The following is a 24417-nucleotide window of genomic DNA, read 5'->3' as shown; positions in this document are numbered from 1 at the left end:
TTCTTTCTGGTCATAGTTTTGCTCCTTGTTTCATGAGTGGAATCTATGACCGTTTACACACTTTATCTCACTGACCCATTTCAGGCATTTTTCAAACTCTAACCGTTTGACGATTCACTCATAACGAGTCCACATTTTTGGAATTTGTACACCCCAATCCTCTTCAGAAAACTGATAACTATGCATCTGACAACTCTCCAGCTCACCAGTGCAACTCCTCGGAACAGTTTTCTATCGGAGTTTCCATCCCCTCCTTGATCGACTCGCGCATACTTGGAATCGACAGCAGATGCAGCATCTCCTGTATCGAGTTCCCGTCCTCTTCGGAACTCAGAATGCCATTCGACTACGCTTCGCTGACGGTCATTGTTGTCATCGTTACCTCCGTTTCATATCATGAAACTACGCAATCACGTACGCCCAATCAAGACGAGTTTAAACCAAATTCCCGCTATTACCCGATTCACGGACGGCCTGAAGCTCGAAGGCATTGCCTGCGTAAAAACTTCGGCCGCGAACAAGCGCCCAAAAGCCCGCTATCGGATATGCAAGAAGGAAAAAGGGGCCAAACCGTTCATATTGCTTCACATGCACCTGCTCGTGCGAACGCAAGGTAGCGAGCATTTCGTAACTCTGGCCGATAATGACATGGCCAAGCGTGATCGCCCCGAACGGGCATTTGTGTACCCAACGTGGCACCTGGGCCTGACCGTTGCGAATACCAACTTCGAGGGTGTGATCAACCCTGCGAACATTGCCTCCGAACGCAATGATAATCAAGCCGGGAAAAAGCGCAAGCACTGTACAGGGAAAAGCCCACGCAATCATCGCCAAGCGCGCAAAGCGTGTGCCAATACCGAAAATCGAGAGAATCTGCTTCATTACTCCCCTCCTTTTCCAGGCGAAACGTTTCCCTACTCAAACGCAAGGCGCTTAAGCAAAAATCCCGTCCATCGGCACAATCGGCAGCGGCGTCTGGCGGAGCGACTCTTTTGCGGCGATGGCGTTGGCGGCTTGCCTGCCCGTGAAGGCGGCGGCTTCCATCAGGAAAACCGGGGCGTTGGTGTTGACCCAGTCGCCCGCGAGATAGAGATTGGCGTAAGGCGTTTCGACGCCGGGACGTTTGGCGTGGTCGCCGGGGGCCCAGCGGGTGAAGTTCGACTGCATCATGAAGAGTTCGTGCCGGATCGTCGCCTGGCGGGTTTCCGGGAACATGGCGTGCAGCTCGCGCAGCATCGCGGCACGAATCTCCGGCTCGGGGCGAACGTCTTGCGGCGCGACGGCGTAGGCGTGCAGCTCCGCGACGCAGCCGCCGGTGCGCTTCGCCCAACTGATGAAGGGCTGCTGGAAGCTCGAATAAAAGGTGATCGAGTCGGTGTAGGTGTAGCCCGACACGGTGTAAAAGGGGTACGCCGCCGAAGGAACCGGCCGGTCGAGCCAGACACGCCACACCACGTAGGGATCGGCCTCGCCAAGCGCGGCCACGCGCCCGGCGAAGTCGCCGTTGCCGGGCTGGCTGCCCGCGATCAGCTCGCGAGCGCCGCGAACGTCCGAGGCCAGCACGCAGTAGTCGCACGGCAACTCCTCGTCGGCGACGACCACCGGCGATGAGCCGGCCGACGCCTGCTCGACGACGAGCATCTCGCCCTCTTCCCTCACGTTCAGCCTCGCGAGCGGCGCTTTCGGCGGGCCGCTGACCGGCACTCCGTCGGCGTCGAAGCGCCCGGCGTGGCAGGGGCAGAAGAGGCCCTCCGTGCCTGCCTCCGGGCCGACCGGGCAACCCATGTGGGTGCAGCGGCCATCGAAGGCGACCCACGCCGAATTCCGCCGCGCCACCACAACGGGAATGCCGCCGTCCGCCATGTGCTGCTTCCATCCCGATTCGGGCACGTCGCTCTTCGGAATCGACGCCACCACCACGCCGCCACCGGCTCCCACGCCAGCGAGACGCACCGCCGTGACTTTGCCGCCCTGCATCGCGAGGTTCCGCGCCTTTTGCCCTTTAAGCACCCGTACGCCCATCGCTTTCAGCTTGCGCTCCAGCGGATCGATGAGGGCGGTCATGCAGTCGCGCGTGGTGATTTTAAACGACAATCCCTCCGGGCTGCCCATGAAGTAGAAGTGAAAATAGCGCATCGCCTCGGCGGCGGAGAGCACCTCCATGCGGTTCATCGTGGCGTCGGAGAAGGGGTGCAGCACCGTGTCGATGAAAGCCGGAAGCACATCGCCCCGGCGGCAGTAGGTCATAAAATCGATGCTGTCCCAGTCGCGGAAGGTGCGGTCGTACTGGTAGCGGAACATGCTGATCACCGGCCACAGACCGGGAAACTCCTTCAGGAACGAGGCAATGTCGAGCCGTTTGGATTGTTCCACCACCGAGACGATGTTGAGCGGAAACCACTTGGACGTCTGGCCAAATACCTCGACCTGCTTGTCGCTGAAGATGATCGGATAGCCTGGCGAGGCGGTGAACATCTCGCTGCCGATGCCCGCTGAGGCGAACATTTCGTTCAGGTTGTAGTACTGGTCGAAAAAGCCGTGAAAACCGTGCTCCACCGGAAAGCGCTCGCCGAGCGCGTCGATCGGCCAGCCGGTCAGCTTGCCGCCGAGCGACGGAGAGGCCTCGACCAGCGTCACCTCGAAGTTCCGGCGGGCCAGTTCGAGCGCCGAGCTGATTCCGGCCAGGCCGCCGCCAATCACGACGGCCTTTTTCGGCGTCGTCAGCGTTTCGGGCAGCTCCGCGTTGTTCTTGCCGGAGGTGTCGAAAAACTCCTTGCGGGGTTGATAATAGCCGACAAAACCGGCGGTTGCGGCTGTCAGAGCGCCTGCCCCGATACCGGCGCGTTTGAGGAGATGCTGAAAAAATTCGCGTCGCTGCATGGAGAAATTGGTGGCGGTTCGAGTCGTTTCGGAACAACTACGTGAAGGTGACTCTTATATTTAAGCATAAATGCAGGCTAACGCAACCGCGAAGAACTCAACGATGCCCGAAACGCCATCCGGCCTGAAAGAGGCGATCCGGCGAAAAGCCCTCGACCTCGGCTTCTGCGCCGCCGGATTCGCCGCCGCCAAGCCGCTTTCCGGGGCGCTGGAGGAGTACCGGCAGATGCTCGCCGAGGGGCGGCATGGCGAGATGGGCTACCTCGAAACCGGCCTCGAAGCTCGCGCCAATCCGGAGCTGCTCCTGCCCGACCTCAAAACCGTGCTCTCCGTCGCCCTGCCGTGGCCAGCGCCCGCAACGGCTGGAGGAATCTCAGGATACGCCGTCATTCCGGACTACCACCGCGTAGTCGGCGAGTTGCTGACAGCGCTGCTCGACTTCATCCGGTCGATCAGCGAGCGACCGGTCAACGCGCGCGCGTGCGTGGACAGCTCGCCGGTACTCGAAAAAGCGTGGGCCGAAGCCGCCGGAATCGGGCGCGCCGGCAGGAACACCCTGCTCATCGCGCCCGGCCACGGCTCGCGCGTGTTCCTCGGCGAACTGCTGCTCGACATCGAACTCGAACCCGACGCGCCGCTCGACTGGAACCCGTGCGGCGACTGCACCGCCTGCCTCGACGCCTGCCCCACCGGAGCGCTCGCGGCCCCCGGCAAGCTCGACGCCCAGCGCTGCATTTCGTACCTCACCATCGAGCTGAAACGCGACTTCACGGAGGAAGAGGCGGCGACGACGGATGGCTGGCTCTACGGTTGCGACCGCTGCATCGACGCCTGCCCGCACAACGCAAGCGCCGAGCCGACGACATACCCCGGCTTCGAACCGAAAGATGAATTGGCAAACCTCAGCGCCGCCGAAATTCTGGCGCTGACCGGCTCGCAATTCCGCAAACTCTTCGCCGGAACCCCGCCCCTGCGCCTCGGCTTGAAGCGCCTGAAACGCAATGCGAGAGCCGCGCTCGAAAGAACCAACAAACAATAGCTCATCATGGACACCACCACCATCCTCTGGATAATCTCCGCAATCATGCTTATCACCGGCTTCGCCGGCCTGCTGCTGCCAGCGCTGCCGGGAGTGCTGCTTATCTTCGCGGGACTTGTTTTCGCTGCCTGGGCGGAAGGCTTTGCCTACGTCGGCTGGGGCACGATCTCGATCCTCGCCGCGCTCACCGTGGCGGCGTATATCATCGATTTCCTCGCCGGACTGCTCGGCGCAAAGCGTTTCGGTGCAGGCAAATACGGCGTGATGGGCGCAGCAATCGGCACCGTCATCGGCCTCCTTTTCAGCCTGCCAGGAATCATCATCGGCCCCTTCCTCGGAGCCGTCATCGGCGAACTCTACGCCAACAAAGACCTCCAATCCGCCAGCACCGCGGGTCTCGGAGTCTGGATCGGCATGGCGATCGGCATCGCCGCCCGTATCGCCGTGGCGTTCGTTATGGTCGGGGTGTTTCTGCTGGCGAGGTTTGTGTGAGGGGAAAGCAGAATGGAATCAATCAACTAAAATATCTCTGTATTTAGCACTTTGCTTACTGTCATTAAGATCAATTACAGCTACAGAATCTGATATATTCTGTTTAAATGCTTTATCCAGAGTAATCAAGTATGCGTTTTCAATTGCTGCAATGCAAGCAAAAATAAGATCAGCTCCTCTAAGACGATCGAATCCCGGCTTCGTGTATAATTCGCGGCTTTTCTGAATCAAAGACTTATCGACATCATATATCACCGCATTTTCATCCATCAAATAAAATTCTCGAAGTATTGACTTGCCCTCCCGATGCATTCGTGAAACCGATGCCGACACCTCAAATATCGCTATACTTGGAAATATGTTTTGATAAGGCCCAGAAATCCAGCCATCTGATAAATCTTTCATCAAGCTATACGCAGGCGAATAACAGTTTATATCTGGATCTTTTATATTTATTATTGCCGATGTATCCCAGACAAATTTTTTAATATTTTTACTCATCTTTCAGTAAAAGCTTTTTTGATTCAGAGAATGAAAAAGAATTATATATTAGCAACTAATTCCTTGAATGTTTATTATATAAAATTCAACACATACCCTTTCCCCATCAGTTCACCGCCCTGTAGGGATAATTTATCCCCATCTATGCCGCGAAAATCTGACCATCTGACGGAAGCTTGTTCAGCGTCAGCGTTTTGAGATTGACCTTCTTGCTCGCATTATCGATGTCAATACCTGTGAGTCGCCCTTCTGCATCGTAGTCCAAAACGATGCCCTCGGAAACTTCGCGGCTCTCGACACTCGGTTGCTCCGAAAGATCGATGTAAAGCGAGTCGGTGTCTGGATAGTAGCTGATTTTCATTCTTTAAATCCACTGCATTCAATTATTATCAACTCGTCACCCGCACATCTGAAACAAGCGGAAAGCGTTCCGGATGTTCTATAATTTCCTCAGTTAAATCAACATCCAAATCAGGCCAATAAAAATGACCAGGCGATTGTTCTTCGACATTGAGAATCGATTTTACCGTTTGATCCCTGAACCACGGGAAATCAGCATAGGAAAGAAACAGCTCTTTCCCGTGAGCAAGAAGCCAAATGCCGTATTGCGATATGTTCGATACCTCAACTTCTGAAATGCTTTCTCCATGCTTTAGCAAGTTCATCGCTATGCGCCTCCACTATTGATTCAATTTGCTTCAACTGAATTCTGGAATATCCATGATTTTTTGCAAGTTCAAGCTCAGGTTCAAGCCAGTATTTCGCCTCGCCGTCTCCCGAAATTACATGCACATGCATTCGGCTCTCTTCACGCGAAAAGAAGAAAAAGCGAAATCCCTGTTCACAAAACACGGTTGGACTCATACTCTCTCCGCCAGCTTTGGATTTCCTGATCACAGAACAATATAATATAACAATCCCCCTATACTCCCGCACCAAAAGCCAAAAAAGGCAGCAGGGACAACGCGCATCGCCCTGTCCCTGCTGCCTTTGCAGCTCTATGTCCTCTCGCCTACCTCAGTGCTTGAAGTGCCGCATCCCGGTGAAGACCATTGCCAGGTTGTTGGCGTCGGCGGCTTCGATGACTTCGTTGTCGCGGATCGAGCCTCCGGGCTGGATAACGGCGGTTACGCCTGCTTCGGCAGCGGCCAGCAAGCCGTCGGCGAACGGGAAGAAGGCGTCCGAGGCGACGACCGATCCCTTCAGGTCAAGGCCCACTTCCGAGGCTTTCCAGCGGGCGATCTTCGAGGAATCGACGCGCGACATCTGGCCTGCGCCCACACCGAAGGTCTGGCGGTTCTTGACGTAGAGGATCGTGTTGGACTTGATGTGCCGACAAATCTTCCAGGCAAACATCAGGTCAGCCAGCTCCTCCGAGGTCGGCTGGCGCTTCGTGACCACCTTCAGCTCTTCGGGGGCGACCATCTTGCTGTCGCGCTCCTGCACGAGCATCCCGAACGGCGTGGACTTGAACTCCCACCCTGCTTTCGGCAGCGGCTGTTTCTGGAGCACCAGACGACGATCCTTCTTCTTCATGAGCAGGTCGAGCACCCCCTCCTCGAAAGCCGGAGCGATGAGGATTTCGGTGAAAATTTCGTTGACCGCGCTCGCCGTCTCCATGTCGAGCGGGCGGTTAAAGGCAATGATGCCGCCGAACGGGGCCTGCGTGTCGGTCGAGAAGGCCTTGCGCCAGGCTTCGCAGAGCGTCGGGGCCTGCGCGACGCCGCACGGGTTGGTGTGCTTGACGATCACCACCGACGGCTCCTCGCCACGGAACTCCTCGACGATGCCGCTTGCCGCCGCAATGTCGAGCATGTTGTTGTACGACAACTCTTTACCGTGCAGCTTCTCGAAAATCGCGCCAAACGAGCGCACACCGTTGCCATCGTCCATTTTGTAGAGTCCGGCGCTCTGGTGCGGGTTCTCGCCGTAGCGCATCCCCAGCTCTTTTTCGAGCCGGACGGTCATCGTGTCACCAGCGCCCTCGATTCCGGCAGCCTTCGCCATGTAGGCTGCGATGGCCGTGTCGTAGCGCGAGGTGAGCGCATAGACCTTGGCGGCGAGCGTCAGGCGCGTGGCCCGCGTGGTCGCGCCGCCGTTCGACTGCATCTCGGCAAGCACGGTCGCGTAGTCGGCGGCATCGGTGAGCACCGTGACCGACTCGTTGTTCTTGGCCGCGCTGCGCAGCATCGACGGGCCGCCGATGTCGATGTTCTCGATGGCCTCCTCGAAGGTCACGTCCGCCTTGGCGATGGTCGCCTCGAAGGGATAGAGGTTCACCGCCACGAGGTCGATGAACCCGATGCCGTTCTCCCGCGCCGCCTGCTGGTGCCCGGGGTTCTGGCGCACGGCGAGCAGGCCGCCGTGGATTTTCGGGTGAAGCGTCTTGACCCTGCCGTCCATGATCTCCGGAAAACCGGTGATGGTGGAGATGGATGCGGCGGCGATACCAGCATCCTGAAGCGATTTCAGCGTACCGCCGGTCGAGAAGATTTCGACACCCATCGACGCCAGTTCGCGGCAGAAATCGACGATGCCGGTTTTGTCGGAAACGGAAACGAGCGCCCGCTTGATGACAGGATCGGACATGAGCAAAGAGTTGGATTTACGTTACGGATCATTTCGGGAAGCGGGAATTTACGAAAATCCGCGAGATAAATTTCCGCCCCCGGTTTCCGGCTTGAAAAACGTTGAGCGCAGGTGCATATTAGAGGAACTTCACGAAATCCTTTGTACGCGATCTGTATGAGTGACAACAAAAAACGACTGGCGGTCTTCTGCTCGGGAACGGGCACCAATTTCAAGGCGCTGTTCCACGCCATCATCGAGCGCGAGCTGCCCGCCGAAATCGTGCTCTGCCTGTCGAACCGCTTGCAGTGCGGCGCGGTGGATTTCGCCAGAGAGTACGGCATCGAAACAATGCTCCTTTCCGAAAAGCAGTTCGCCACGCAAGGCGATTTCGCCCGCGCGATGCTGGATGCGCTCCGGGAGCGCCGGATCGACATGATTTTGCTGGCCGGTTACTTGCGCAAGGTTCCGGACGAAGTGATCGCTGCTTATCCGGACAAGATCGTGAACATCCATCCCTCGCTGCTCCCGCAGTTCGGCGGGCACGGCATGTACGGAATGCGTGTGCACGAAGCGGTGATCGCGTCGGGCGAGAACCGGAGCGGCGCGACGGTGCACTTCGTCAACGAGGAGTACGACAAGGGACGCATCATCATGCAGAACCACGTGCCGGTGCTGGCGGGCGACACGCCCGAAACGCTGGCCAAACGGGTGCTGCGCTGCGAACACCGCCTCTATCCCGACGCGCTCGAAAAACTGCTCGCCGGAGAGTCATGAGCACGGAAACGACCCTCCGCGTCAGCGAAATTTTCCATTCGATCCAGGGCGAGTCCTCACTGGCCGGATGGCCGTGCGCCTTCGTGCGCCTGGCCGGATGCGGCCACGGCTGCCGCTACTGCGACACGGCCTACGCCAAAGAGGCGGGTACGGTGATGACGGTCGAACAGATCGTGCGCCGTGCGCTGGCGTTCGACGCGCCGTGCATCGAAGTGACCGGCGGCGAACCGCTGCTCCAGCCCGGCGCGTTCGAGCTGCTCTCCGAACTTTGCGACCGGCATCCGGTGGTGCTACTCGAAACCGGCGGCTTTCTGCCGGTCGAGCGCGTCGATCCGCGCGTTCACGCGATCATCGACATCAAAGCGCCGTCGTCGGGAGTCGCGGCAGAGAATTGCGCCACGAACTTCGCCCTCGCCCTCGACACGCCGGAACGCTTCGAGTTCAAGATCGTCGTGGCCTCGCGCGAAGATTACGAATGGGCGAAATCGTACATCGCCGGACACGGCCTTCCCGGCAAGTGCTCGATCATTTTCGGCCCGGTCTTCGGCCATCTCGAACCGCGCCTGCTCGCCGAGTGGATTCTGCGCGACCGGCTCCCCGTGCGGATGCAGCTCCAGTTGCACAAGTACATCTGGCAACCCGATGCGCGAGGGGTGTAAGTGACCAGCCTCTCCGTCATCGTGCCGCTCTACAACGAGCAGGAGTCGCTGCCAGAGTTCTGCGACAGCCTGTTCGCGGCGCTCGCGAGTGCTGAACTGAGGCGATGCTTTGAGGCTCCGTTCAGCTTCGAGGTCATCATGGTCGATGACGGTTCGACCGATGGCTCCGACTTGCTGATCGGCGAGTTGATGGCCGGGAGACCGGAACTACGCCTCGTCTCGTTCCGGCGGAATTACGGCAAGACCGAGGCGCTCTCGGCGGGATTCCGCGCGGCGTCGGGCGAAGTGGTGGTGACGATCGACGCCGACATGCAGGACGATCCGACGGAGATCGCGCCGCTCGTGATGAAAATCCGCGAAGGCTACGACCTCGTGAGCGGGTGGAAGCGGGAACGGAACGATCCCGTCAGCAAAACCGTGCCGTCAAAGCTCTTCAACCTGACGACGCGCCTGTTCAGCGGCATTGCGCTGCACGACTTCAACTGCGGCCTGAAAGCTTATAGTCGCGAGCTGGCCTCGGCGCTCGACCTGCACGGCGAGATGCACCGCTACATTCCGGTGCTGGCGCAGTGGAAGGGATTCCGCGTGACGGAAATTCCCGTCCGGCACCACGCCCGTAAATACGGCACGAGCAAATACGGCGTGGCGCGATTTTTTGCCGGGCTGTTCGATTTCCTGTCGGTCATGTTCATCACCCGCTATCTGAAACGCCCGATGCACTTTTTCGGCATGATGAGCCTCGGCAGCTTTTTCTTCGGCTTCTGCATCAGCCTCTACGTCACCATCGAAAAGTATATGTTCGACAAACCGGCTGGCAACCGGCCGATTCTGTTCCTCGGTATCCTGCTGATTATCCTCGGCGTACAGTTCTTCTCGACCGGTCTGGTCGGCGAGCTGCTTTCGACCCGCACGACACGCCAGGGCGGCTGGTCGATCCGCCGGACGGAAAACCTCCCGGACGAGATCATCGACAAACTGAGCGACTGAACTCCCGGCGGCGGATCGCCGTTACGGTATGCTCGATTCACGAAAACCTCCAAACCAGAATAGTATGAAACGGGTCGGCGCCCATGTCAGTATTGCCGGAGGCGTCGAGAACGCCCCGCTGAACGCTCGAAAGATCGGCGCGAAAGCGTTCGCCATGTTCACCCGCAACCAGCGCCAGTGGCACTCCGCGCCGCTCACGGCGGCCTCGATCGAGGCATTCCGGCTCCACTGCGAGGAGGCGGGATTCCTGCCCGGCCACATTCTGCCGCACGACAGCTACCTCATCAACCTCGGCGCTCCCGAAGCCGACAAGCTCGAAAAGTCGCGTCAGGCGTTCATCACCGAGATGCAACGCTCGGAAGCGCTTGGCCTCGCGATGCTGAACTTCCACCCCGGCAGCCACCTCAATCTGACCGGCGAGGATGCGTGTCTCGCGACCATCGCCGAGTCGGTGAACCGCTCGCTCGACGCGACGGCGGGCGTGACGGCGGTGATCGAAAACACGGCGGGGCAAGGCAGTAATCTCGGCTGGCGCTTCGAGCATCTGGCGCGAATCATCGAGCTGGTCGAGGACAAATCGCGCGTCGGCGTCTGCCTCGACACCTGCCACCTCTTCGCCAGCGGCTACGATCTGCGCACGTCCGAAGCGTTCGACGCGACGCTCGCGGAGTTCGACCGCGTAGTGGGAATTTCGTATTTGCGGGGAATGCATCTGAACGACGCCAAGCAGAAGCTCGGCAGCAAGGTTGACCGGCACGAGTGCCTCGGCAAAGGAATGATCGGCATCGACGCCTTCGCCCACATCATGCGCCATCCGGCGCTGGAGGAGATTCCACTGATTCTCGAAACACCCAACGCCGATGGCTGGGCGGAGGAAATCGCAATGCTTTACAGCTTCACGGAAGCGTAAAATCCGGCTCTGTCGGCCTTTTCTTTCAAGCCTTTCGCAGGAACCGCGCAACCGACCAGGCGCTGCCGAAAAAGCCCAGCGCGATGCCGAGCGCGACAAGCGCCGGATAGATCACGGTAGTCGAAGGGTGCAGAATCTGGTAGATCGCCGGTTCGTAGCGCAGAAGCGCCTGCTCGAAGACGAGCCAGAGGCCGAGCGCGGCCAGTCCACCCGACACCAGCCCCTGAATGATTCCCTCGAAGAGGAACGGCGCGCTGATGAACCTGCGGGTCGCGCCAACCAGCCGCATGGTCTTGATCTTGTCGCGGCGGGCGTACATGGCGAGCCGCACGGTGAAGGCGTTCAGAATGATGGTCGCCAGGGCGATCACCCCACCGACTCCGGCAGTGATGAGCGTGAACAGTCGCGCGTTCCGTTCGACGCCTCTCAGATACTCCTTGTTGTAGCGAATGTCGAGTCCTCCGCCGAGCGCCGCAATCTGCTTCTCGATGTGTGCAATGCTGTCCGGAGCGGTGTATCCCTGCTGAACGCTCACCTCGACGGAGCGCGGCAGCGGATTCGTGCCGAGAATGCCCACGACATCCGCACCGAAATCGCTGGCAAACCGTGAAGCAGCTTCGGTGCGCGAAATGAAGCGGGTTCCCGCGACCCCGGCAATCGACTGCATCCGTGCGTTGAGCGAATCGGCCTGAAGGTCGCTGATCCGGTCATCGAGAAAAACCTCCAGCTCCACGCGCGAGCGCACCTCGTGGATCAACTGGTAAAAGCTGAAGGAGACCGTCCCGAACAGCCCGAGCAACAGTAACGAAAAGAACCCGGTGGCGATGGTCACGCTTGCCGGAAGCTTGGCCCGGCCAATCCCCGCAAACCCCTCTTTTATACTGTAAAGCAGACTCATAACGTCAGTGTGTATTCAGCTTCTGAAAATTTTATCTCGAAGATTCAAAAAAAGCTGTTGGAAATCTAACTTTTTTTTCGGATAATTAGGCCATCACGATGGGGCTATAGCTCAGTTGGTAGAGCATTTGCATGGCATGCAAAGGGTCAGGAGTTCGAGTCTCCTTAGCTCCACAAAATATAAAATGAAAGAAGCGCAACCTCCCCCTGCGCTTTTTTCATTTTTGGCTTTTCAGCTCCCACGCTCAGTCGCGCTTCGGCTTCCGGCCGACACCTGAAACGAGAAAGATCATTCCCACAAACAGAGAGGCTCCGAGGCCGGCGGCGATGTTCAGTACGCCCGCTACCGCTACCGTCGCCACGTTCAGCCTGACGGACGCGCCGGTGACCGGAGCCGCCGCAAGATGAGCGCTCGCCGTCAGCACGGTGAACAGAAAGCTGCTCGCAATGCCGCCCGCGAAAGAGACAAAATAGCGCTCGCGCCTCCCCTCTTTGACCGCCTTCTGCCGTTCAAGCTGCTTCTGCGAACCGGGATCGAGCCGGTTCTTCACGGCCATCGCCACGAGCGCGATCACAATCAGCAGCGGCGCGTACAGCAGGTAAACGCTGATGGTTTCAGCGCGATCCGGACGAAAACCGCTGGCATCGAGCCAAGCGGAAGCCTTGCCGAGCATCCAGGTCGAGGTAAAAAAGAAAACGCTTCCCCAAAGCAGGGTGATCAGAATCCAGGTCCATACCGACTGAGGCGCAGACTTTTTTGTTGCAGCTTTCATTATGAGTCGCTTTGAGTGATTTTGCGGTTGATTACATCCATGGACACAAACGGTGCGACCAGCCATTCAATTCCTTACAGAAGAACATCTTAAAAAATAATGCTACGCTTCCGAAAGGAGCGACTCCTGAAAACTGAGGCGGTGAAAAAGCGGAGGCGAACGGTTTTGCCTTTCTGATTGTTTTTAATTCCGACCTTGATATATTAGCTTCACCTGCCTTTCAAAGGCGACGTTATTTTACACAATCTCAAGATTTCAATGATATGTGCGGAGTTTTCGGCGTTTTTAATTCAAAAACTCCCGCCGAAGATACCTTTTACGGTCTCTACTCGCTCCAACACAGAGGGCAGGAAGCCGCCGGTATCGTGGTAGCTGAATACAATAAAGCCAAGAAGAAAACGCTGTTCAAACAGCACAAGGGACCGGGCCTGGTCTCGGAAGTGTTCAGAGATGAGCAAATTTTCGAGAACCTGAGCGGCTACGCAGCCATCGGCCACAACCGCTACTCCACCACCGGTGCCTCGAAATCCAACAACAACATCCAGCCCTTCTCCCTCACCTATCGCTCCGGCAGCCTCGCCATCGCCCATAACGGAAACCTCACCAATTCGAGAGCGCTTCGCAAGGAGCTGACCGAGCAGGGAGTCATTTTCCAGGCATCTTCGGACACCGAAATCATTCCGCATCTGGCGGCCAGAAGCAAGGAAAAGGAGCCGCTCCACCAGATTTACGATGCGTTGCGGCAGGTCGAGGGCGCGTTTTCGATCGTCATTCTGGCCAACAACCAGATGATCGCCGCCCGCGATCCGTACGGCGTCCGCCCGCTGGCTCTCGGCAAGAAGATCGACCCGGCGACCGGCGAGATGGCCTACGTCGTGGCGAGCGAAACCTGCGCGTTCGACATCATCAAGGCCGAGTATATCCGCGACATCGCGCCGGGCGAAATTTTGCTGATCGACCATCTCTCGGTGGAGAACGAAAAGCCGGTCTCGCTTTACCTGCCGCCCGTGGAACGCAAGGCCCGCTGCATTTTCGAGTATGTCTATTTCGCCCGCCCCGACAGCTTCATTTTCCGGAACTCGGTGGACAAGGTGCGCCGGAACCTCGGCAAGAACCTCGCGCGGGAATCGACCGTCGAGCGCAAGGATAAAGAAAAGGAGCTGGCCGTGGTCAGCGTTCCCGACTCCTCGAACACCGCCGCCCTCGGCTTCGTGCGCGAGAGCAACAAGCTCGGCAAACCGGCGCGCTTCGAGCACGGCCTCATCCGCAACCACTACGTCGGGCGCACCTTCATACAGCCGGGCATTCAGAGCCGCGAAATCAAGGTTCGCTCCAAATACAACATCGTGCGCGGCGTCATGCAGGGACGACCGATCATTCTGGTCGATGACTCGATCGTGCGCGGCACGACGGCCAAAATGCTTATCAAGCTGGTGCGCGAGGCCAATCCCGCGGAAATCCATCTGCACATCAGCTCGCCGCCGATCACCAATCCCTGCTTCTACGGCATGGACTTCCCGACCAAGCGCCAGTTGCTCACCCACATGCTGGCCGATGCCGAGCACGAGCTGGGCAACGTCGAAAAAATCAGGGAGTACATCGGCGTGGACTCGCTGAAATATCTCTCCATGCAGGGGCTGCTGAACAGCGTACCAACGTTCGAAGGCGAAGAGTGCAGCTACTGCACCGCCTGCTTCAGCGGAGATTACCCGATCCCGATCACCGACGCCACGACCGACAAGGAGGAGAACGACTGAAGCGCTCCCGGTCTCGTCAGCAGATACATGTCAAAGCCATCCCGGAAGTGTTCGGGATGGCTTTTCTGTTTTTGGCTTGAACGGGGACTCATCAGTGAATGAAAAAAAGCAGCCCTGATCGCCTGTAAGTCAGAGCTGCTTTTTTTGTCAGTCACCTCATCGTTCTCCGACACGCGCCCGGCCGCGCAAAAGCCCGACGGTCATCTCCACTGCCGAAGAGGGCGATCAGGCATCATGGCCGAACAGATCGCGGGTGAATACCTTGCTGGCGACGTCCTCAAGTTCCGCCGTCTTGCGGTTGGCGATAATCACGTCCGACTGCTGCTTGAACGCCTCCAGATCGTTGAGCACCCGCGAGTGGTAAAACACCTCTTCGGTCATCACCGGTTCATAAATGATCACCTCGATGCCCTTGGCCTTGATGCGCTTCATGATACCCTGAATGCTCGACGCCCGGAAATTGTCCGACCCGGCTTTCATGATGAGGCGATAGACGCCGACCACCTTCGGACTCCGCTTGATGATGCTGTCGGCGATGAAATCCTTGCGGGTCGTATTGGACTCGACGATGGCGTGAATCAGGTTCTGCGGCACCTCTCGATAATTGGCAAGCAACTGCTTGGTGTCTTTCGGCAGGCAGTAACCGCCATAGCCGAACGAGGGATTGTTGTAGTGCGAACCGATTCGCGGATCGAGACCCACGCCTTCGATGATGTGGCGCGTATCGAGGTCATGCGTCGCGGCGTAGGTGTCCAGCTCGTTGAAGTAGGCCACCCTCATCGCGAGATAGGTATTGGAAAAGAGCTTGACCGCCTCGGCCTCCGTGCTGTCGGTGAACAATACCGGAATATCCTGTTTGATCGCCCCTTCGCGCAGAAGATTGGCGAAGGTCTCAGCGCGCCTGGAGCGCTCGCCGACGATGATGCGCGACGGATAGAGGTTGTCGTGCAGCGCCTTGCCCTCGCGCAGGAACTCCGGCGAAAAGAGCAGATTGTCGCACCCCATCTCCTGGCGGGTCTTGGCCGTATAGCCCACGGGAATGGTTGACTTGATGACCATCACGGCGTCCGGATTGATCGCCATGACATCGCGGATCACCGACTCGACCGTGCGTGTATTGAAGTAGTTGGTCTCGGGATCATAGTCGGTCGGCGTGGCTATCACCACAAAATCCGCACCGGCATAAGCATCCTCTTTATCGAGCGTCGCTCTGAGATTCAGGGATTTGTGGGCCAGAAAATCCTCGATCTCGGCATCGACAATCGGCGACTTGCGGTTGTTGATAAGCTCGACCTTCTCGGGAACAATGTCGAGCGCGACAACTTCATGATGCTGAGCTAAAAGGCAGGCGATAGACAAACCGACGTAACCGGTTCCGGCAATGGCTATTTTCATAAAAAAAGCGGATAAATATTGTATGTCCTTGGGAATTTCCGTCTTGGCGGCATGGACTCAACGAAGCAGAAAAAACTCACGACAAAACGCATAACCCGTTACGAAACAATCAGTATGCGAAAAATCACTTCACCAGACCACACAAGCTCAGCCTTTGAATATATAAAACGCAAAATAACCGTCAAGATGAGAAAAAGAAATCAGATAGTAAAACAATCAGATAAACGCTTTCGTCTGCCGAGCCAGCAACGCGAAAGGGCCGCCTTTTGAGGCAGCCCTTCTACGCTTAGTCAATGACCCGGAAAGAGAGTCTTCCGCTTTATTTCTTCGTCTGCTTGAACTCGATCCTCACCGAGGTGTGCGGCACGGCTTCGAGGCGCTTCTTGGGGATAGGCTTGCCCGATTTGGTGCAGATGCCGTAGGTTTTGTTGCGAATGCGGTCGAGCGCCTGGTCGATGTAGTGCAAGTATTTTTCGTCACGGGCGATGAACATGAAGCGCTGTTCGCGATCCATGGTTTCGGTGCCGTGATCGGCCATGTGCATCGAGTAGTTCGAGTTGATCGAGTCCTCGACGCTCTCTTCGGACAAGGATGAGCGCAGAATATCGAGGTCACGGAGAACTTCATCACGCCGTTTCAGCAGAATTTGCCTGAAGTGTTCGAGTTCGTCGTCGCTCAGGTAGGTCTTGGTCAATCTCGTCTCCTCCGCAGGCTCGACCGGGGTTTCCTTGACAGGGCTGGTTTTCTTCGACATGATGGTCATGGTTTAGAGGTTCCAACGGTAACCCAGCGGCAAACCGTAAAAAAACACGAAGTGATATAATACGATCATGAACCCGATTTTTCAAGCGACAACCGGCACAATTCATTGTTCACCTGCTCGGCCTCAGCCGGCTGCGAAGCGTCGAGCGGCAGCATCGTGATAGCCGTGGCGAGCGTTTCATCCATAATGTAGCTCTCGCTCTTCCTGGCCGCCGCCAGCAGCTTTTCGCTACCCGCGACCGTCAGCGCGATCCGGTCGGTGATTTCGAGGCCGCTCTCCTTGCGGAGGGTCTGGATGCGGCTCACCAGCTCGCGAGCCAGGCCCAGCATCTCCAGCTCCTCGGTGATCTCGGTGTCGAGCGCCACCATGATGCGGTGCTCCTCGTCCGCCGCCACGAGCCACCCTTCGATGTCCTCGTGCACGATATCGACGTCAGCCCGCTCGATTTTGAAAAGTCGTCCGCCAAGGTCGATCTCGATTTCGCCGACCTCTTCGAGCCGCGCGATCTGCTTGTGACTCATGATCCGAATCTCTTCGGCCAGCACCTTCATCTCCTTACCGAAACGTGGGCCGAGGGTTTTGAAGTTGGGCTTGGCTTTTTTGCTGATGACCGATCCCTCCTCGTCCTCGACATACTCGATCTTCTGGACGTTGACCTCCTCGCGGATGATGTCCGAGACCAGCTCGTAGGCGGCGCGGGAACCGGGTTCGGCGGCGGCGAGCAGGATGCGCCTGAGCGGCTGGCGCACCTTGATGGTGGCCTTTTCGCGCATGGTGCGCACCAGCGAGGTGATGATCTGCGCCTTCTTCATGCGCTCTTCGAGCGCCGAGTCGATGCAGGCTTCGTCCGTCACCGGCCAGTCGGCGAGGTGCACCGATTCGGCCTTCGCGTTTCCGCCGACGCTCTTCAGGTCGAGCCAGATTTTTTCGGCGATGAAGGGCGCGAACGGAGCCATCAGCTTCGAGAGCGTTTCAAGCACCGCGGCGAGAGTCTGGTAGGCCGAGAGCTTGTCCGGCCCCATCTCGCCCTTCCAGAAGCGCTTGCGCGAGCGGCGGATGTACCAGTTCGACAGGTCGTCCACCGTGAAGTCGCCGATCAGGCGGCTCGCGCCGGTGAGGTCGTAGCCCTCCATGCGGCGCGTCACTTCGGCGACCAGCGTGTTGAGGCTGGAGAGCACCCAGCGGTCAAGCTCCGAGCGCTGGGTGAACGGGATGGGCGCGTCGGCATTCGTGAAGCCATCGACGTTGGCGTAGAGCACGAAAAAGTTGTAGCTGTTGATGAAGGCGCGGAAGAACTTGCGCTGCTCCTCCTCGATCTCGGCGGCATTGAAGAGCTTCGGGCGCCACGGCGGGCTGGTGATCATGAGGTACCAGCGGATGGCGTCCGCGCCGTACTGCTCCATCGACTCGAACGGATCGACCACGTTGCCCTTCGATTTGGACATCTTCTGCCCCTTCTTGTCGAGGATGTGGCCGTTGACGACGAGGTTCCGGTAGGCCGGGCGGTCGAAGATGAGCGTGGCGATGGCGTGAAGCGTGTAGAACCAGCCGCGCGTCTGATCGACACCCTCGGCGATGAAGTCCGCCGGGAAGGTCTTCTCGAACAGCTCCTTGTTCTCGAAGGGATAGTGGAGCTGGGCGAAGGGCATCGAACCGCTGTCGAACCAGACGTCGATCAGCTCCGGCGTGCGGTTGAAGCGCTTGCCGTCGCGGATGAAGTAAATGCGATCCACGAAGGGCTTGTGCAGGTCGAGTTCGACGAACCCCTTGTCGAGCGCTTCGCCGAGCACCATCGCCTCGCCGTCGATGTCGATGAAGCCCTCGCGCAGCTCCGCGACCGAGCCGACAGCGAAGAGCTTGCCGGAGGCGGGGCCGTCGCCGATGGCGAAGTCTTCCGCGACCCACACCGGCAGCGGCGTTCCCCAGAAGCGCTCGCGGGAGAGCGCCCAGTCCTTGTTCTCTTCGAGCCAGTTGCCGAAACGCCCCGCGCCGATCTCCGGCGGATTCCAGTTGATCGTCTTGTTCAGCTCCACCATGCGCGGCGCGATCTCGGTGGTGCGGATGTACCACGACTCGCGGGCGTAGTAGATCACCGGCACGTCGTAGCGCCACGAGAAAGGATAGGTGTGCTGGATCGTCTCGCGGCGGTAGAGCTTGCCCTCCTCCTTGAGCCGCTGCATGATCGGCTTGTCGGCATCCTTGAAGAACATCCCCTCGTAGTCCGGAACCTCGGCGGTGAAGCAGCCGTTGCGCGCCACCGGCTGGAGCATCGGAAGCTGGTACTGTTTGGACAGCTCGTAGTCGTCCGCGCCGAAGGCCGGGGCGATGTGCACGATGCCCGTGCCGTCGCCGGTCGAGACGAACTCGCCGCAGGCCACGTACCAGGCGCGGCGTTCGGGCGAGAAGTAGTTGAAGAGCGGCTCGTAGTCGCGCCCTTCGAGATCGCTCCCCTTGCAGCGGCTGATCACCTCCCACGCCGACTCGTCGCCGATCTTCTCGACCAGCACCGACAGGCGCGATTCAGCCAGAATCAGCACCTCGCCGTTCTCGCGGTTGCGGACGCGCACGTAGTCGATGTCGCGGCCAACGGCGAGCGCAACGTTCGAGATGAGCGTCCACGGCGTGGTCGTCCAGACGAGCATGCTCTCCTCCGAATCCTTGAGGCGGAAGCGGACATAGACGCTCGGATCCTGCACCTCCTTGTAGCCAAGCGCCAGCTCGTGCGAACTGAGCACGGTCTCGGACTTCGGATCCTGCGGCACGATCTTGTAATCCTTGTAGATCAAGCCCTTGTCGAAAATGGTCTTCAGCGCCCACCAGACCGACTCGATGTAGTTGTTGTCGCAGGTGATGTAGGGGCTGTCCATATCGACCCAGTAGCCCATCCGCTCGGTGAGTTTGCCCCACCCCTCGCGGTTGTCGTCGATGTGGTGATAGACCAGCGAGCGCGCCTCGCGGTTGAACTCGCCCACGCCATACTCCTCGACATGCGACTTGTTCTTCAGGCCAAGCTTCTTTTCGACCGAAATCTCGACCGGCAGGCCATGCGTGTCCCAGCCAGCCTTGCGCGGCACCTCGAAGCCCTGCATGGCGTGGTAGCGACAGACCACATCCTTGATGGTGCGGCTGAACAGGTGATGCACGCCGGGCTTGCCGTTCACCGTCGGCGGGCCTTCGTAGAAGGAGTAGATGCCCTTGGGCGCATCCTTTTCGAGGCTCTTCCTGAAGATGTTCCGTTCGATCCAGAACTCGCGGATTTGCGCCTCCATGGCGCTGTACGAAAGGCTGGACGGGTACTCGGGATAGGTGTCGGGCATGGCGTAGAGAATGTCAAGCTGGAAAATCATGAGCGGAAGCGGGAAGCGGCCCCTCTTCGCGGAAAAGTCTGAATATACGAGAATCGGCAGGAAAAGAGAAAGGCAGCCCGATCGTGCTGAATCGGGCTGCCTTCAGATACTGTGCGCTGGAAAATCCCGGCGACTGATGGTCACTGCTGCTTATTGCCGCCGGTCGAGTTGCTGATGCCGTCGAGAATCTGTTTGGCCACGACGGTCATCGAATCGAGCGCCGAAGCCACGACCTTGCTCAGAGGTGTCAGCGCTCCGTCGAGCATCGTGCCCAGACCGACGAGAATGGTCGCGAAATCACCTTTCACGACGTCACCGACCTGCTGTCCCTGGTTGGGAGTTCTCATATCTTCAGCCATATGCTACCGGAATTTTTGATTGAAAATCGTCTGTAATGCCGCAAAACCGCAACAGGTCAATGTATCACAATAATCGGTGTCATACAAGGTGGCCGCGGCTTTCCGGGTCTGGGGCCTATAGGACTTATAAGTTCTATAACGCCAAACCTTGCACAGCGCTCACAAGCGCCCGTAGTGATCCTCGAACCGGACGATGTCGTCCTCGCCGAGGTATTCGCCCGACTGCACCTCGATGAGTTCAAGCGGCTCCTGGCCGCGATTTTCGAGCCGGTGACGCGCCTCGACCGGAATGTAGATCGACTCGTTCTCCGCAAGCTCCACCTGCCGCTCATCAAGCGTGACCGCAGCGGTGCCCGTCACCACGATCCAGTGCTCGGCGCGATGACGGTGCATCTGCAACGAGAGCGCCGCGCCGGGCTTGACCGTAATGCGCTTGACCTTGAAGTGCTCGCCCTCATCGACGGTTTCGTACGAACCCCAGGGTCGATAGACCCGCCGGTGAATCATCGGCTCCTGGCGCTTTTGCAACCGGAGCTGCTCGACAATCGCCTTGACCTCCTGCACCCGATCCTTCGAGGCGACGAGCACCGCGTCGGCGGTTTCGACGATCACGTGATCGTCCAGCCCGACCGCCGCCACCAGTCGGCTCGTGGAGTGGATATAGCTGTTCCGCACTCCGTGCGTCAACACGTCGCCCCGCTTGACATTGCCCTCGGCATCGCGCTCATGTACGCCCCACAGCGCCGACCACGCGCCGACATCGTTCCAGCCTGCCTGCATGGGCACAACCACGGCGTTGGAGGTTTTTTCCATGACCGCGTAGTCGATCGAATCTGAAGGGCAAGCCGCGAAAGTTTCGGGATCGAGCCGCAGAAAATCGAGATCGCGCCGGGCTTTTTCGAGGGCGTTCCGACAGGCGGCGAGCATCTCGGGCGAGTTCGCTTCGAGTTCGGCGAGATAGACTTCGGGCTTGAACAGAAACATGCCGCTGTTCCAGAAATAGTCTCCCGACGCCACGTAGCTTTCCGCCCGTTCGAGGGAAGGCTTCTCGACGAATTCGGCGACAGGACGGGCCTCCCCCTTGGAACTGGCAACCGCCCTGATGTACCCATACCTCGTTTCAGGTGCACACGGCACGATGCCGAAAGTCACCAGGCGGCCAGATTCAGCCGCGCTCCGGGCCGACTCGATCGAGGCGGCAAAGGCTTGCCTGTCGAGAATGACATGATCGGCGGGCAGAAGCAGCATGAGAGCGCCGGGATGGCTCCCGGCAATGGTCAGCGCCGCAATAGCGGCGGCTGGCGCGGTATTACGGCCGAAAGGTTCGAGAATGATAGCCCCTTCCGCATCGATCTGCCGGAGCTGCTCGGCCACGAGGAACCGGTGCTCGTCGTTGCAGACGCAGATGAGTGGGCCGGTTTCCGCCACCGCCGAAACGCGTTGCACCGTATCCTGAAACATCGTGTACTGCCCGAAAAGAGGCAGAAGCTGTTTGGGATACATAGCTCTCGACAATGGCCAGAGGCGAACCCCCGAACCTCCGCTCAGAATGACAGGTATGATCATCGACTCAAAACGTACGAGAAGTTATTTACATGCAATATATACATGCAATGTAACTGGCTCTCACCGTCCCGCATACATCTTTTCGTAATAATGCTGATAGGCTCCCGAGGTGACCTCATCGAGCCAGGCTTGATTGCCAAGATACCAATCGACGGTTTTTTCCAGCCCCTCCTCGAAGGTCACCGATGGCACCCAGCCGAGTTCGCGTTGCAGCTTCGAGGCGTTGATGGCGTAGCGCAGGTCGTGGCCCGCCCGGTCAGTGACGTAAGTGATGAGCTTTTCGGACGCTCCCGCCTCGAGACCAAGCTTGCGATCCATGATGCGGCAGAGCGCGCGGATGAGATCGATGTTGGTCCACTCGTTGTGGCCGCCGATGTTGTAGGTCTGGCCGACAGCGCCGCGATGGAAAATCTCGTCGATAGCGCGCGCGTGATCGACCACCCAGAGCCAGTCCCGAACGTTCAGCCCCTTGCCATAAACCGGCAGAGGCTTCTGAAGGCGAATGTTGTTGATGAAGAGCGGAATCAGCTTTTCGGGAAACTGATGCGAGCCGTAGTTGTTCGAGCAGTTGCTGATAACCACCGGCAAGCCATAGGTGTCGTGGAAGGCGCGGACAAAGTGATCGGACGAGGCTTTCGAGGCCGAGTAAGGACTATGCGGATCGTAGGGCGTTGACTCGCTAAACATCCCCTCGCTACCAAGCGAGCCATAGACCTCGTCGGTGGAGACGTGGTAAAAGCGCTTGCCCTCGAACTTGCCGTCCCACGTGGCCCGCGCGGCATTGAGCAGGTTCACCGTGCCGAGCACGTTGGTAATGACGAATTCCACCGGACTTTCGATGGAGCGGTCAACGTGCGACTCCGCGGCAAGATGAATGACCGCATCGAACTTGTGCTCTTTGAACAGGTCGAGCAGAAACGCGCCATCGGCAATGTCGCCCTTCACGAACCGGTAGCTCGGATTCGACTCGATATCGCACAGATTAGCCAGATTACCGGCATAGGTGAGCTTGTCGAGATTGGTGATCGTGTAGCCGGGATAGCGCTCCAGAAAATGCCTGACGACATGAGAGCCGATAAACCCCGCCCCGCCGGTGATGAGAATGTGCATGAAGAGAATGATGAATTATGAATGCTGAATTATGAATTGGTTCATCGTCTTTCGGTCTTCCCGACCCACAAGTCCCAATTGTCCCAACCGTCCCATGACAACCAGATTCACTGAGAGCTACCGCCACTCTCTCGCAGCTCTTCGAGCATCCGCAGCAGGCTGTCGTGCCAGTGCGGGATTTCGAGGCTCCAGGCTTCGCGGATTTTGCGTTTGTTCAGCACGCTGTATGGCGGCCTTGCGGCTGGCGTCGGGTAGTCGCTGGTTTCGATGGGCGATACCATGCACCGAAGCCTTTCGGCGTCCATGATCGCTTTGGCGAAGTCGTACCACGAACAAACGCCTTCGTTCGAGTAGTGAAAAGTTTCGGCATAGCGCCGCGCCGGATCGATCCGGTCGAGGATCGAAACGATGGCTCCGGCCAGATCCGCCGCCCAGGTGGGAGTGCCGACCTGATCGAACACCACGCCGAGCGACTCGCGCTCGCGTCCGAGACGGAGCATGGTCTTCACGAAATTTTGCCCGTGAGCCGAATAGAGCCAGGCGGTGCGGATAATCAGATGCGAGCATCCGCTCGCGCGAATCGCCTCTTCCCCTTCCCATTTGGACTGACCATACACGCCGCACGGCGCGACCGGGTCGTCCTCGCGATAGGGACGGCTGCTCGATCCGTCGAAAACGTAGTCGGTCGAAACGTGCGCCAGAAGCCCGCCGGTTGCCTTCGCCGCAGCAGCAAGCGCCGCCGCGCCGTCGCGATTCACCCTGAACGCCGCTTCCGGCTCGCTCTCGGCCCTGTCCACCGCCGTCCAGGCCGCGCAGTTGACGATGGCGTCGATCCGCCGGTCGCGGCAAAAAGCCTCGACTTGCCCTGCATCAGTGATGTCAAGTTCGGGCAGATCGCTGAAAAACCAGGTGTGAGCACCCGGCTTGTCCTGCATCTCATGCAGCATTCGCAGTTCCGAGCCAAGCTGGCCGCGGCTTCCGGTAACGAGAAGATTCATCGGGTTTTCACGACAGTTTTACAAAACAACATAACGAGTTATGAGGTCAGCTCTACAGGCTCGATTTCATGCAGCATCGGCTGACGTTGATCCTTGTCCGACAGACTCACGTCGGCCTCGGGCAACCGCCAGTCAATACCAATGGCGGGATCGTTCCACCGGACACCGGCGTCATGCGTCGGCGCGTAATAATCGGTGCACTTGTAACTGAACAGCGCCGTCTCGCTCAACACAGCAAAACCGTGCGCGAAGCCGGGCGGAATCCACATCATGCGATGGTTGCTTTCGCTGAGCAGTTGCGCGGTATGCTTGCCGAAGTCCGGCGAGCCTGTCCGGATATCGACCGCCACATCGAGCACTTCGCCCCGAATCACGCGAACAAGCTTGCCCTGCGCATGGGGCGGCTTCTGATAGTGCAGTCCACGAACCACTCCATAACGCGAAAAAGACTCGTTGTCCTGTACAAAACGATAGCTTCCGGCATGACGCTCGAAAATATCCTGCCGGAAAGACTCGAAAAACCAGCCGCGTTCGTCGCCGAACACTTTTGGCTCGAACAGCAAAACATCAGGAATTGAGGTCGGTGTGATCTGCATTGGTTACAAAGCGGCTGATGGATTGATGAAGATGCAATCGCCC

25 protein-coding genes, 1 tRNA gene and 1 pseudogene are annotated in these 24417 nt (G+C 58.5%); 9 read left to right on the top strand and 18 right to left on the bottom strand.

What is annotated here, in order from left to right; genetic code table 11:
* Nucleotides 1-202: 202 nt before the first annotated feature.
* The 3 genes and pseudogenes from FGF66_RS13155 to FGF66_RS09630 all read right to left on the bottom strand — a co-directional run.
* Nucleotides 203-343: pseudogene (locus FGF66_RS13155) on the bottom strand (type II toxin-antitoxin system prevent-host-death family antitoxin); the annotation flags it as partial.
* 92 nt (nt 344-435) lie between these two features.
* Nucleotides 436-882, bottom strand: a complete 447-nt coding sequence (locus FGF66_RS09635) for a signal peptide prediction (protein ID WP_139457433.1) — start codon at nt 880-882, stop codon at nt 436-438.
* A 51-nt stretch (nt 883-933) separates the two neighbouring features.
* On the bottom strand, nt 934-2880 hold the full coding sequence (locus FGF66_RS09630; RefSeq protein ID WP_139457432.1) for an FAD-dependent oxidoreductase: 1947 nt from the start codon (nt 2878-2880) through the stop codon (nt 934-936).
* 103 nt (nt 2881-2983) lie between these two features.
* Here FGF66_RS09630 and queG point away from each other — a divergent pair, with 103 nt between their 5' ends.
* Both queG and FGF66_RS09620 read left to right on the top strand, forming a co-directional pair.
* Nucleotides 2984-3919, top strand: coding sequence for a tRNA epoxyqueuosine(34) reductase QueG (gene queG / locus FGF66_RS09625; protein WP_139457436.1), 936 nt, complete (start codon nt 2984-2986; stop codon nt 3917-3919).
* Nucleotides 3920-3925: 6 nt separating this feature from the next.
* A complete protein-coding gene (locus tag FGF66_RS09620) occupies nt 3926-4411 on the top strand; it encodes a DUF456 domain-containing protein (protein ID WP_139457431.1) in 486 nt (161 codons plus the stop codon).
* Between the two features lie 18 nt (nt 4412-4429).
* Here the strand turns inward: FGF66_RS09620 and FGF66_RS09615 are convergent, their stop codons facing one another.
* From FGF66_RS09615 to purH, 5 genes are all read right to left on the bottom strand, one after another.
* On the bottom strand, nt 4430-4912 hold the full coding sequence (locus FGF66_RS09615; RefSeq protein ID WP_139457430.1) for a type II toxin-antitoxin system VapC family toxin: 483 nt from the start codon (nt 4910-4912) through the stop codon (nt 4430-4432).
* Nucleotides 4913-5054: 142 nt separating this feature from the next.
* Nucleotides 5055-5273, bottom strand: a complete 219-nt coding sequence (locus FGF66_RS09610; protein ID WP_139457429.1) for a DUF2283 domain-containing protein — start codon at nt 5271-5273, stop codon at nt 5055-5057.
* A 28-nt stretch (nt 5274-5301) separates the two neighbouring features.
* A complete protein-coding gene (locus FGF66_RS09605) occupies nt 5302-5577 on the bottom strand; it encodes a DUF2442 domain-containing protein (RefSeq protein WP_139457428.1) in 276 nt (91 codons plus the stop codon).
* Complete coding sequence (locus tag FGF66_RS09600; RefSeq protein ID WP_139457427.1) at nt 5537-5776, bottom strand: DUF4160 domain-containing protein; 240 nt, start codon at nt 5774-5776, stop codon at nt 5537-5539. The genes FGF66_RS09605 and FGF66_RS09600 overlap by 41 nt, the downstream gene beginning before the upstream one ends.
* Nucleotides 5777-5929: 153 nt before the next feature.
* Nucleotides 5930-7501 carry a bifunctional phosphoribosylaminoimidazolecarboxamide formyltransferase/IMP cyclohydrolase gene (purH, locus tag FGF66_RS09595; protein ID WP_139457426.1) on the bottom strand — a complete coding sequence of 524 codons (1572 nt, stop codon included), beginning with the start codon at nt 7499-7501 and terminating at the stop codon, nt 5930-5932.
* Between the two features lie 156 nt (nt 7502-7657).
* Here purH and purN point away from each other — a divergent pair, with 156 nt between their 5' ends.
* The 4 genes from purN to nfo all read left to right on the top strand — a co-directional run bounded on the left by purN (nt 7658) and on the right by nfo (nt 10813).
* Complete coding sequence (gene purN, locus FGF66_RS09590; protein ID WP_139457425.1) at nt 7658-8257, top strand: phosphoribosylglycinamide formyltransferase; 600 nt, start codon at nt 7658-7660, stop codon at nt 8255-8257.
* Nucleotides 8254-8916: a radical SAM protein gene (locus tag FGF66_RS09585; protein ID WP_139457424.1), complete on the top strand. Its 663-nt coding sequence runs from the start codon at nt 8254-8256 to the stop codon at nt 8914-8916. Before purN ends, FGF66_RS09585 begins: the two co-directional genes overlap by 4 nt.
* On the top strand, nt 8917-9903 hold the full coding sequence (locus FGF66_RS09580) for a glycosyltransferase family 2 protein (RefSeq protein WP_139457423.1): 987 nt from the start codon (nt 8917-8919) through the stop codon (nt 9901-9903). It abuts the gene before it with no gap.
* Nucleotides 9904-9967: 64 nt separating this feature from the next.
* Nucleotides 9968-10813 (top strand): deoxyribonuclease IV, encoded by an 846-nt coding sequence (nfo, locus tag FGF66_RS09575; protein ID WP_139457422.1) that lies wholly within the window; start codon nt 9968-9970, stop codon nt 10811-10813.
* A gap of 25 nt (nt 10814-10838) precedes the next feature.
* Here nfo and FGF66_RS09570 read toward each other — a convergent pair whose 3' ends face one another.
* Nucleotides 10839-11711, bottom strand: coding sequence for a cell division protein FtsX (locus tag FGF66_RS09570; protein ID WP_170181317.1), 873 nt, complete (start codon nt 11709-11711; stop codon nt 10839-10841).
* 100 nt (nt 11712-11811) lie between these two features.
* Between FGF66_RS09570 and FGF66_RS09565 the strand changes: the two genes are divergently transcribed.
* Nucleotides 11812-11884 (top strand) — tRNA-Ala (locus FGF66_RS09565).
* Between the two features lie 71 nt (nt 11885-11955).
* On the opposite strand, the gene FGF66_RS09560 is transcribed toward FGF66_RS09565, so the two are convergent.
* Nucleotides 11956-12483 carry a hypothetical protein gene (locus tag FGF66_RS09560; protein WP_139457421.1) on the bottom strand — a complete coding sequence of 176 codons (528 nt, stop codon included), beginning with the start codon at nt 12481-12483 and terminating at the stop codon, nt 11956-11958.
* Between the two features lie 263 nt (nt 12484-12746).
* Between FGF66_RS09560 and purF the strand changes: the two genes are divergently transcribed.
* Complete coding sequence (gene purF, locus FGF66_RS09555; protein ID WP_139457420.1) at nt 12747-14240, top strand: amidophosphoribosyltransferase; 1494 nt, start codon at nt 12747-12749, stop codon at nt 14238-14240.
* Nucleotides 14241-14465: 225 nt separating this feature from the next.
* Here the strand turns inward: purF and FGF66_RS09550 are convergent, their stop codons facing one another.
* Nucleotides 14466-15635: a nucleotide sugar dehydrogenase gene (locus FGF66_RS09550; protein ID WP_139457419.1), complete on the bottom strand. Its 1170-nt coding sequence runs from the start codon at nt 15633-15635 to the stop codon at nt 14466-14468.
* A gap of 51 nt (nt 15636-15686) precedes the next feature.
* Between FGF66_RS09550 and FGF66_RS12675 the strand changes: the two genes are divergently transcribed.
* Nucleotides 15687-15905, top strand: coding sequence for a hypothetical protein (locus FGF66_RS12675; RefSeq protein WP_170181316.1), 219 nt, complete (start codon nt 15687-15689; stop codon nt 15903-15905).
* 49 nt (nt 15906-15954) lie between these two features.
* Here FGF66_RS12675 and FGF66_RS09545 read toward each other — a convergent pair whose 3' ends face one another.
* The 7 genes from FGF66_RS09545 to rfbC all read right to left on the bottom strand — a co-directional run bounded on the left by FGF66_RS09545 (nt 15955) and on the right by rfbC (nt 24374).
* Complete coding sequence (locus FGF66_RS09545) at nt 15955-16398, bottom strand: TraR/DksA family transcriptional regulator (RefSeq protein ID WP_139457418.1); 444 nt, start codon at nt 16396-16398, stop codon at nt 15955-15957.
* A gap of 65 nt (nt 16399-16463) precedes the next feature.
* Nucleotides 16464-19715 carry an isoleucine--tRNA ligase gene (gene ileS / locus FGF66_RS09540; protein ID WP_139457434.1) on the bottom strand — a complete coding sequence of 1084 codons (3252 nt, stop codon included), beginning with the start codon at nt 19713-19715 and terminating at the stop codon, nt 16464-16466.
* A gap of 170 nt (nt 19716-19885) precedes the next feature.
* Entirely contained in the window at nt 19886-20104 is a 219-nt protein-coding gene (locus tag FGF66_RS09535; protein WP_139457417.1) for a hypothetical protein, read from the bottom strand.
* 159 nt (nt 20105-20263) lie between these two features.
* Nucleotides 20264-21670 carry a mannose-1-phosphate guanylyltransferase/mannose-6-phosphate isomerase gene (locus tag FGF66_RS09530; RefSeq protein WP_139457416.1) on the bottom strand — a complete coding sequence of 469 codons (1407 nt, stop codon included), beginning with the start codon at nt 21668-21670 and terminating at the stop codon, nt 20264-20266.
* Nucleotides 21671-21730: 60 nt separating this feature from the next.
* The gene (rfbB, locus tag FGF66_RS09525; RefSeq protein WP_139457415.1) at nt 21731-22780 is read right to left on the bottom strand and encodes a dTDP-glucose 4,6-dehydratase; all 1050 of its coding nucleotides are present in this window, start codon (nt 22778-22780) and stop codon (nt 21731-21733) included.
* 107 nt (nt 22781-22887) lie between these two features.
* Nucleotides 22888-23778: a dTDP-4-dehydrorhamnose reductase gene (rfbD, locus tag FGF66_RS09520; RefSeq protein ID WP_139457414.1), complete on the bottom strand. Its 891-nt coding sequence runs from the start codon at nt 23776-23778 to the stop codon at nt 22888-22890.
* A 38-nt stretch (nt 23779-23816) separates the two neighbouring features.
* Nucleotides 23817-24374, bottom strand: coding sequence for a dTDP-4-dehydrorhamnose 3,5-epimerase (gene rfbC / locus FGF66_RS09515; RefSeq protein ID WP_139457413.1), 558 nt, complete (start codon nt 24372-24374; stop codon nt 23817-23819).
* Nucleotides 24375-24417 lie beyond the last annotated feature (43 nt).

The sequence above is a fragment of the Chlorobaculum thiosulfatiphilum genome, from assembly GCF_006265165.1.
Classification (GTDB): Bacteria; Bacteroidota; Chlorobiia; order Chlorobiales; family Chlorobiaceae; genus Chlorobaculum; species Chlorobaculum thiosulfatiphilum.
The sequence above is the reverse complement of the archived record's forward strand: the minus strand, read 5'-3'. Positions and strand labels throughout refer to the sequence as shown.

Bases quoted from the DNA above. Each gene is read 5' to 3' on its own strand.
- FGF66_RS09635 (WP_139457433.1), bottom strand. From the start codon at position 882: ATGAAGCAGATTCTCTCGATTTTCGGTATTGGCACACGCTTTGCGCGC.
- FGF66_RS09630 (WP_139457432.1), bottom strand. From the start codon at position 2,880: ATGCAGCGACGCGAATTTTTTCAGCATCTCCTCAAACGCGCCGGTATC.
- queG (WP_139457436.1), top strand. From the start codon at position 2,984: ATGCCCGAAACGCCATCCGGCCTGAAAGAGGCGATCCGGCGAAAAGCC.
- FGF66_RS09620 (WP_139457431.1), top strand. From the start codon at position 3,926: ATGGACACCACCACCATCCTCTGGATAATCTCCGCAATCATGCTTATC.
- FGF66_RS09615 (WP_139457430.1), bottom strand. From the start codon at position 4,912: ATGAGTAAAAATATTAAAAAATTTGTCTGGGATACATCGGCAATAATA.
- FGF66_RS09610 (WP_139457429.1), bottom strand. From the start codon at position 5,273: ATGAAAATCAGCTACTATCCAGACACCGACTCGCTTTACATCGATCTT.
- FGF66_RS09605 (WP_139457428.1), bottom strand. From the start codon at position 5,577: ATGAACTTGCTAAAGCATGGAGAAAGCATTTCAGAAGTTGAGGTATCG.
- FGF66_RS09600 (WP_139457427.1), bottom strand. From the start codon at position 5,776: ATGAGTCCAACCGTGTTTTGTGAACAGGGATTTCGCTTTTTCTTCTTT.
- purH (WP_139457426.1), bottom strand. From the start codon at position 7,501: ATGTCCGATCCTGTCATCAAGCGGGCGCTCGTTTCCGTTTCCGACAAA.
- purN (WP_139457425.1), top strand. From the start codon at position 7,658: ATGAGTGACAACAAAAAACGACTGGCGGTCTTCTGCTCGGGAACGGGC.
- FGF66_RS09585 (WP_139457424.1), top strand. From the start codon at position 8,254: ATGAGCACGGAAACGACCCTCCGCGTCAGCGAAATTTTCCATTCGATC.
- nfo (WP_139457422.1), top strand. From the start codon at position 9,968: ATGAAACGGGTCGGCGCCCATGTCAGTATTGCCGGAGGCGTCGAGAAC.
- FGF66_RS09570 (WP_170181317.1), bottom strand. From the start codon at position 11,711: ATGAGTCTGCTTTACAGTATAAAAGAGGGGTTTGCGGGGATTGGCCGG.
- FGF66_RS09560 (WP_139457421.1), bottom strand. From the start codon at position 12,483: ATGAAAGCTGCAACAAAAAAGTCTGCGCCTCAGTCGGTATGGACCTGG.
- purF (WP_139457420.1), top strand. From the start codon at position 12,747: ATGTGCGGAGTTTTCGGCGTTTTTAATTCAAAAACTCCCGCCGAAGAT.
- FGF66_RS09550 (WP_139457419.1), bottom strand. From the start codon at position 15,635: ATGAAAATAGCCATTGCCGGAACCGGTTACGTCGGTTTGTCTATCGCC.
- FGF66_RS12675 (WP_170181316.1), top strand. From the start codon at position 15,687: ATGGACTCAACGAAGCAGAAAAAACTCACGACAAAACGCATAACCCGT.
- FGF66_RS09545 (WP_139457418.1), bottom strand. From the start codon at position 16,398: ATGACCATCATGTCGAAGAAAACCAGCCCTGTCAAGGAAACCCCGGTC.
- ileS (WP_139457434.1), bottom strand. From the start codon at position 19,715: ATGCCCGACACCTATCCCGAGTACCCGTCCAGCCTTTCGTACAGCGCC.
- FGF66_RS09535 (WP_139457417.1), bottom strand. From the start codon at position 20,104: ATGGCTGAAGATATGAGAACTCCCAACCAGGGACAGCAGGTCGGTGAC.
- FGF66_RS09530 (WP_139457416.1), bottom strand. From the start codon at position 21,670: ATGATCATACCTGTCATTCTGAGCGGAGGTTCGGGGGTTCGCCTCTGG.
- rfbB (WP_139457415.1), bottom strand. From the start codon at position 22,780: ATGCACATTCTCATCACCGGCGGGGCGGGGTTTATCGGCTCTCATGTC.
- rfbD (WP_139457414.1), bottom strand. From the start codon at position 23,778: ATGAATCTTCTCGTTACCGGAAGCCGCGGCCAGCTTGGCTCGGAACTG.
- rfbC (WP_139457413.1), bottom strand. From the start codon at position 24,374: ATGCAGATCACACCGACCTCAATTCCTGATGTTTTGCTGTTCGAGCCA.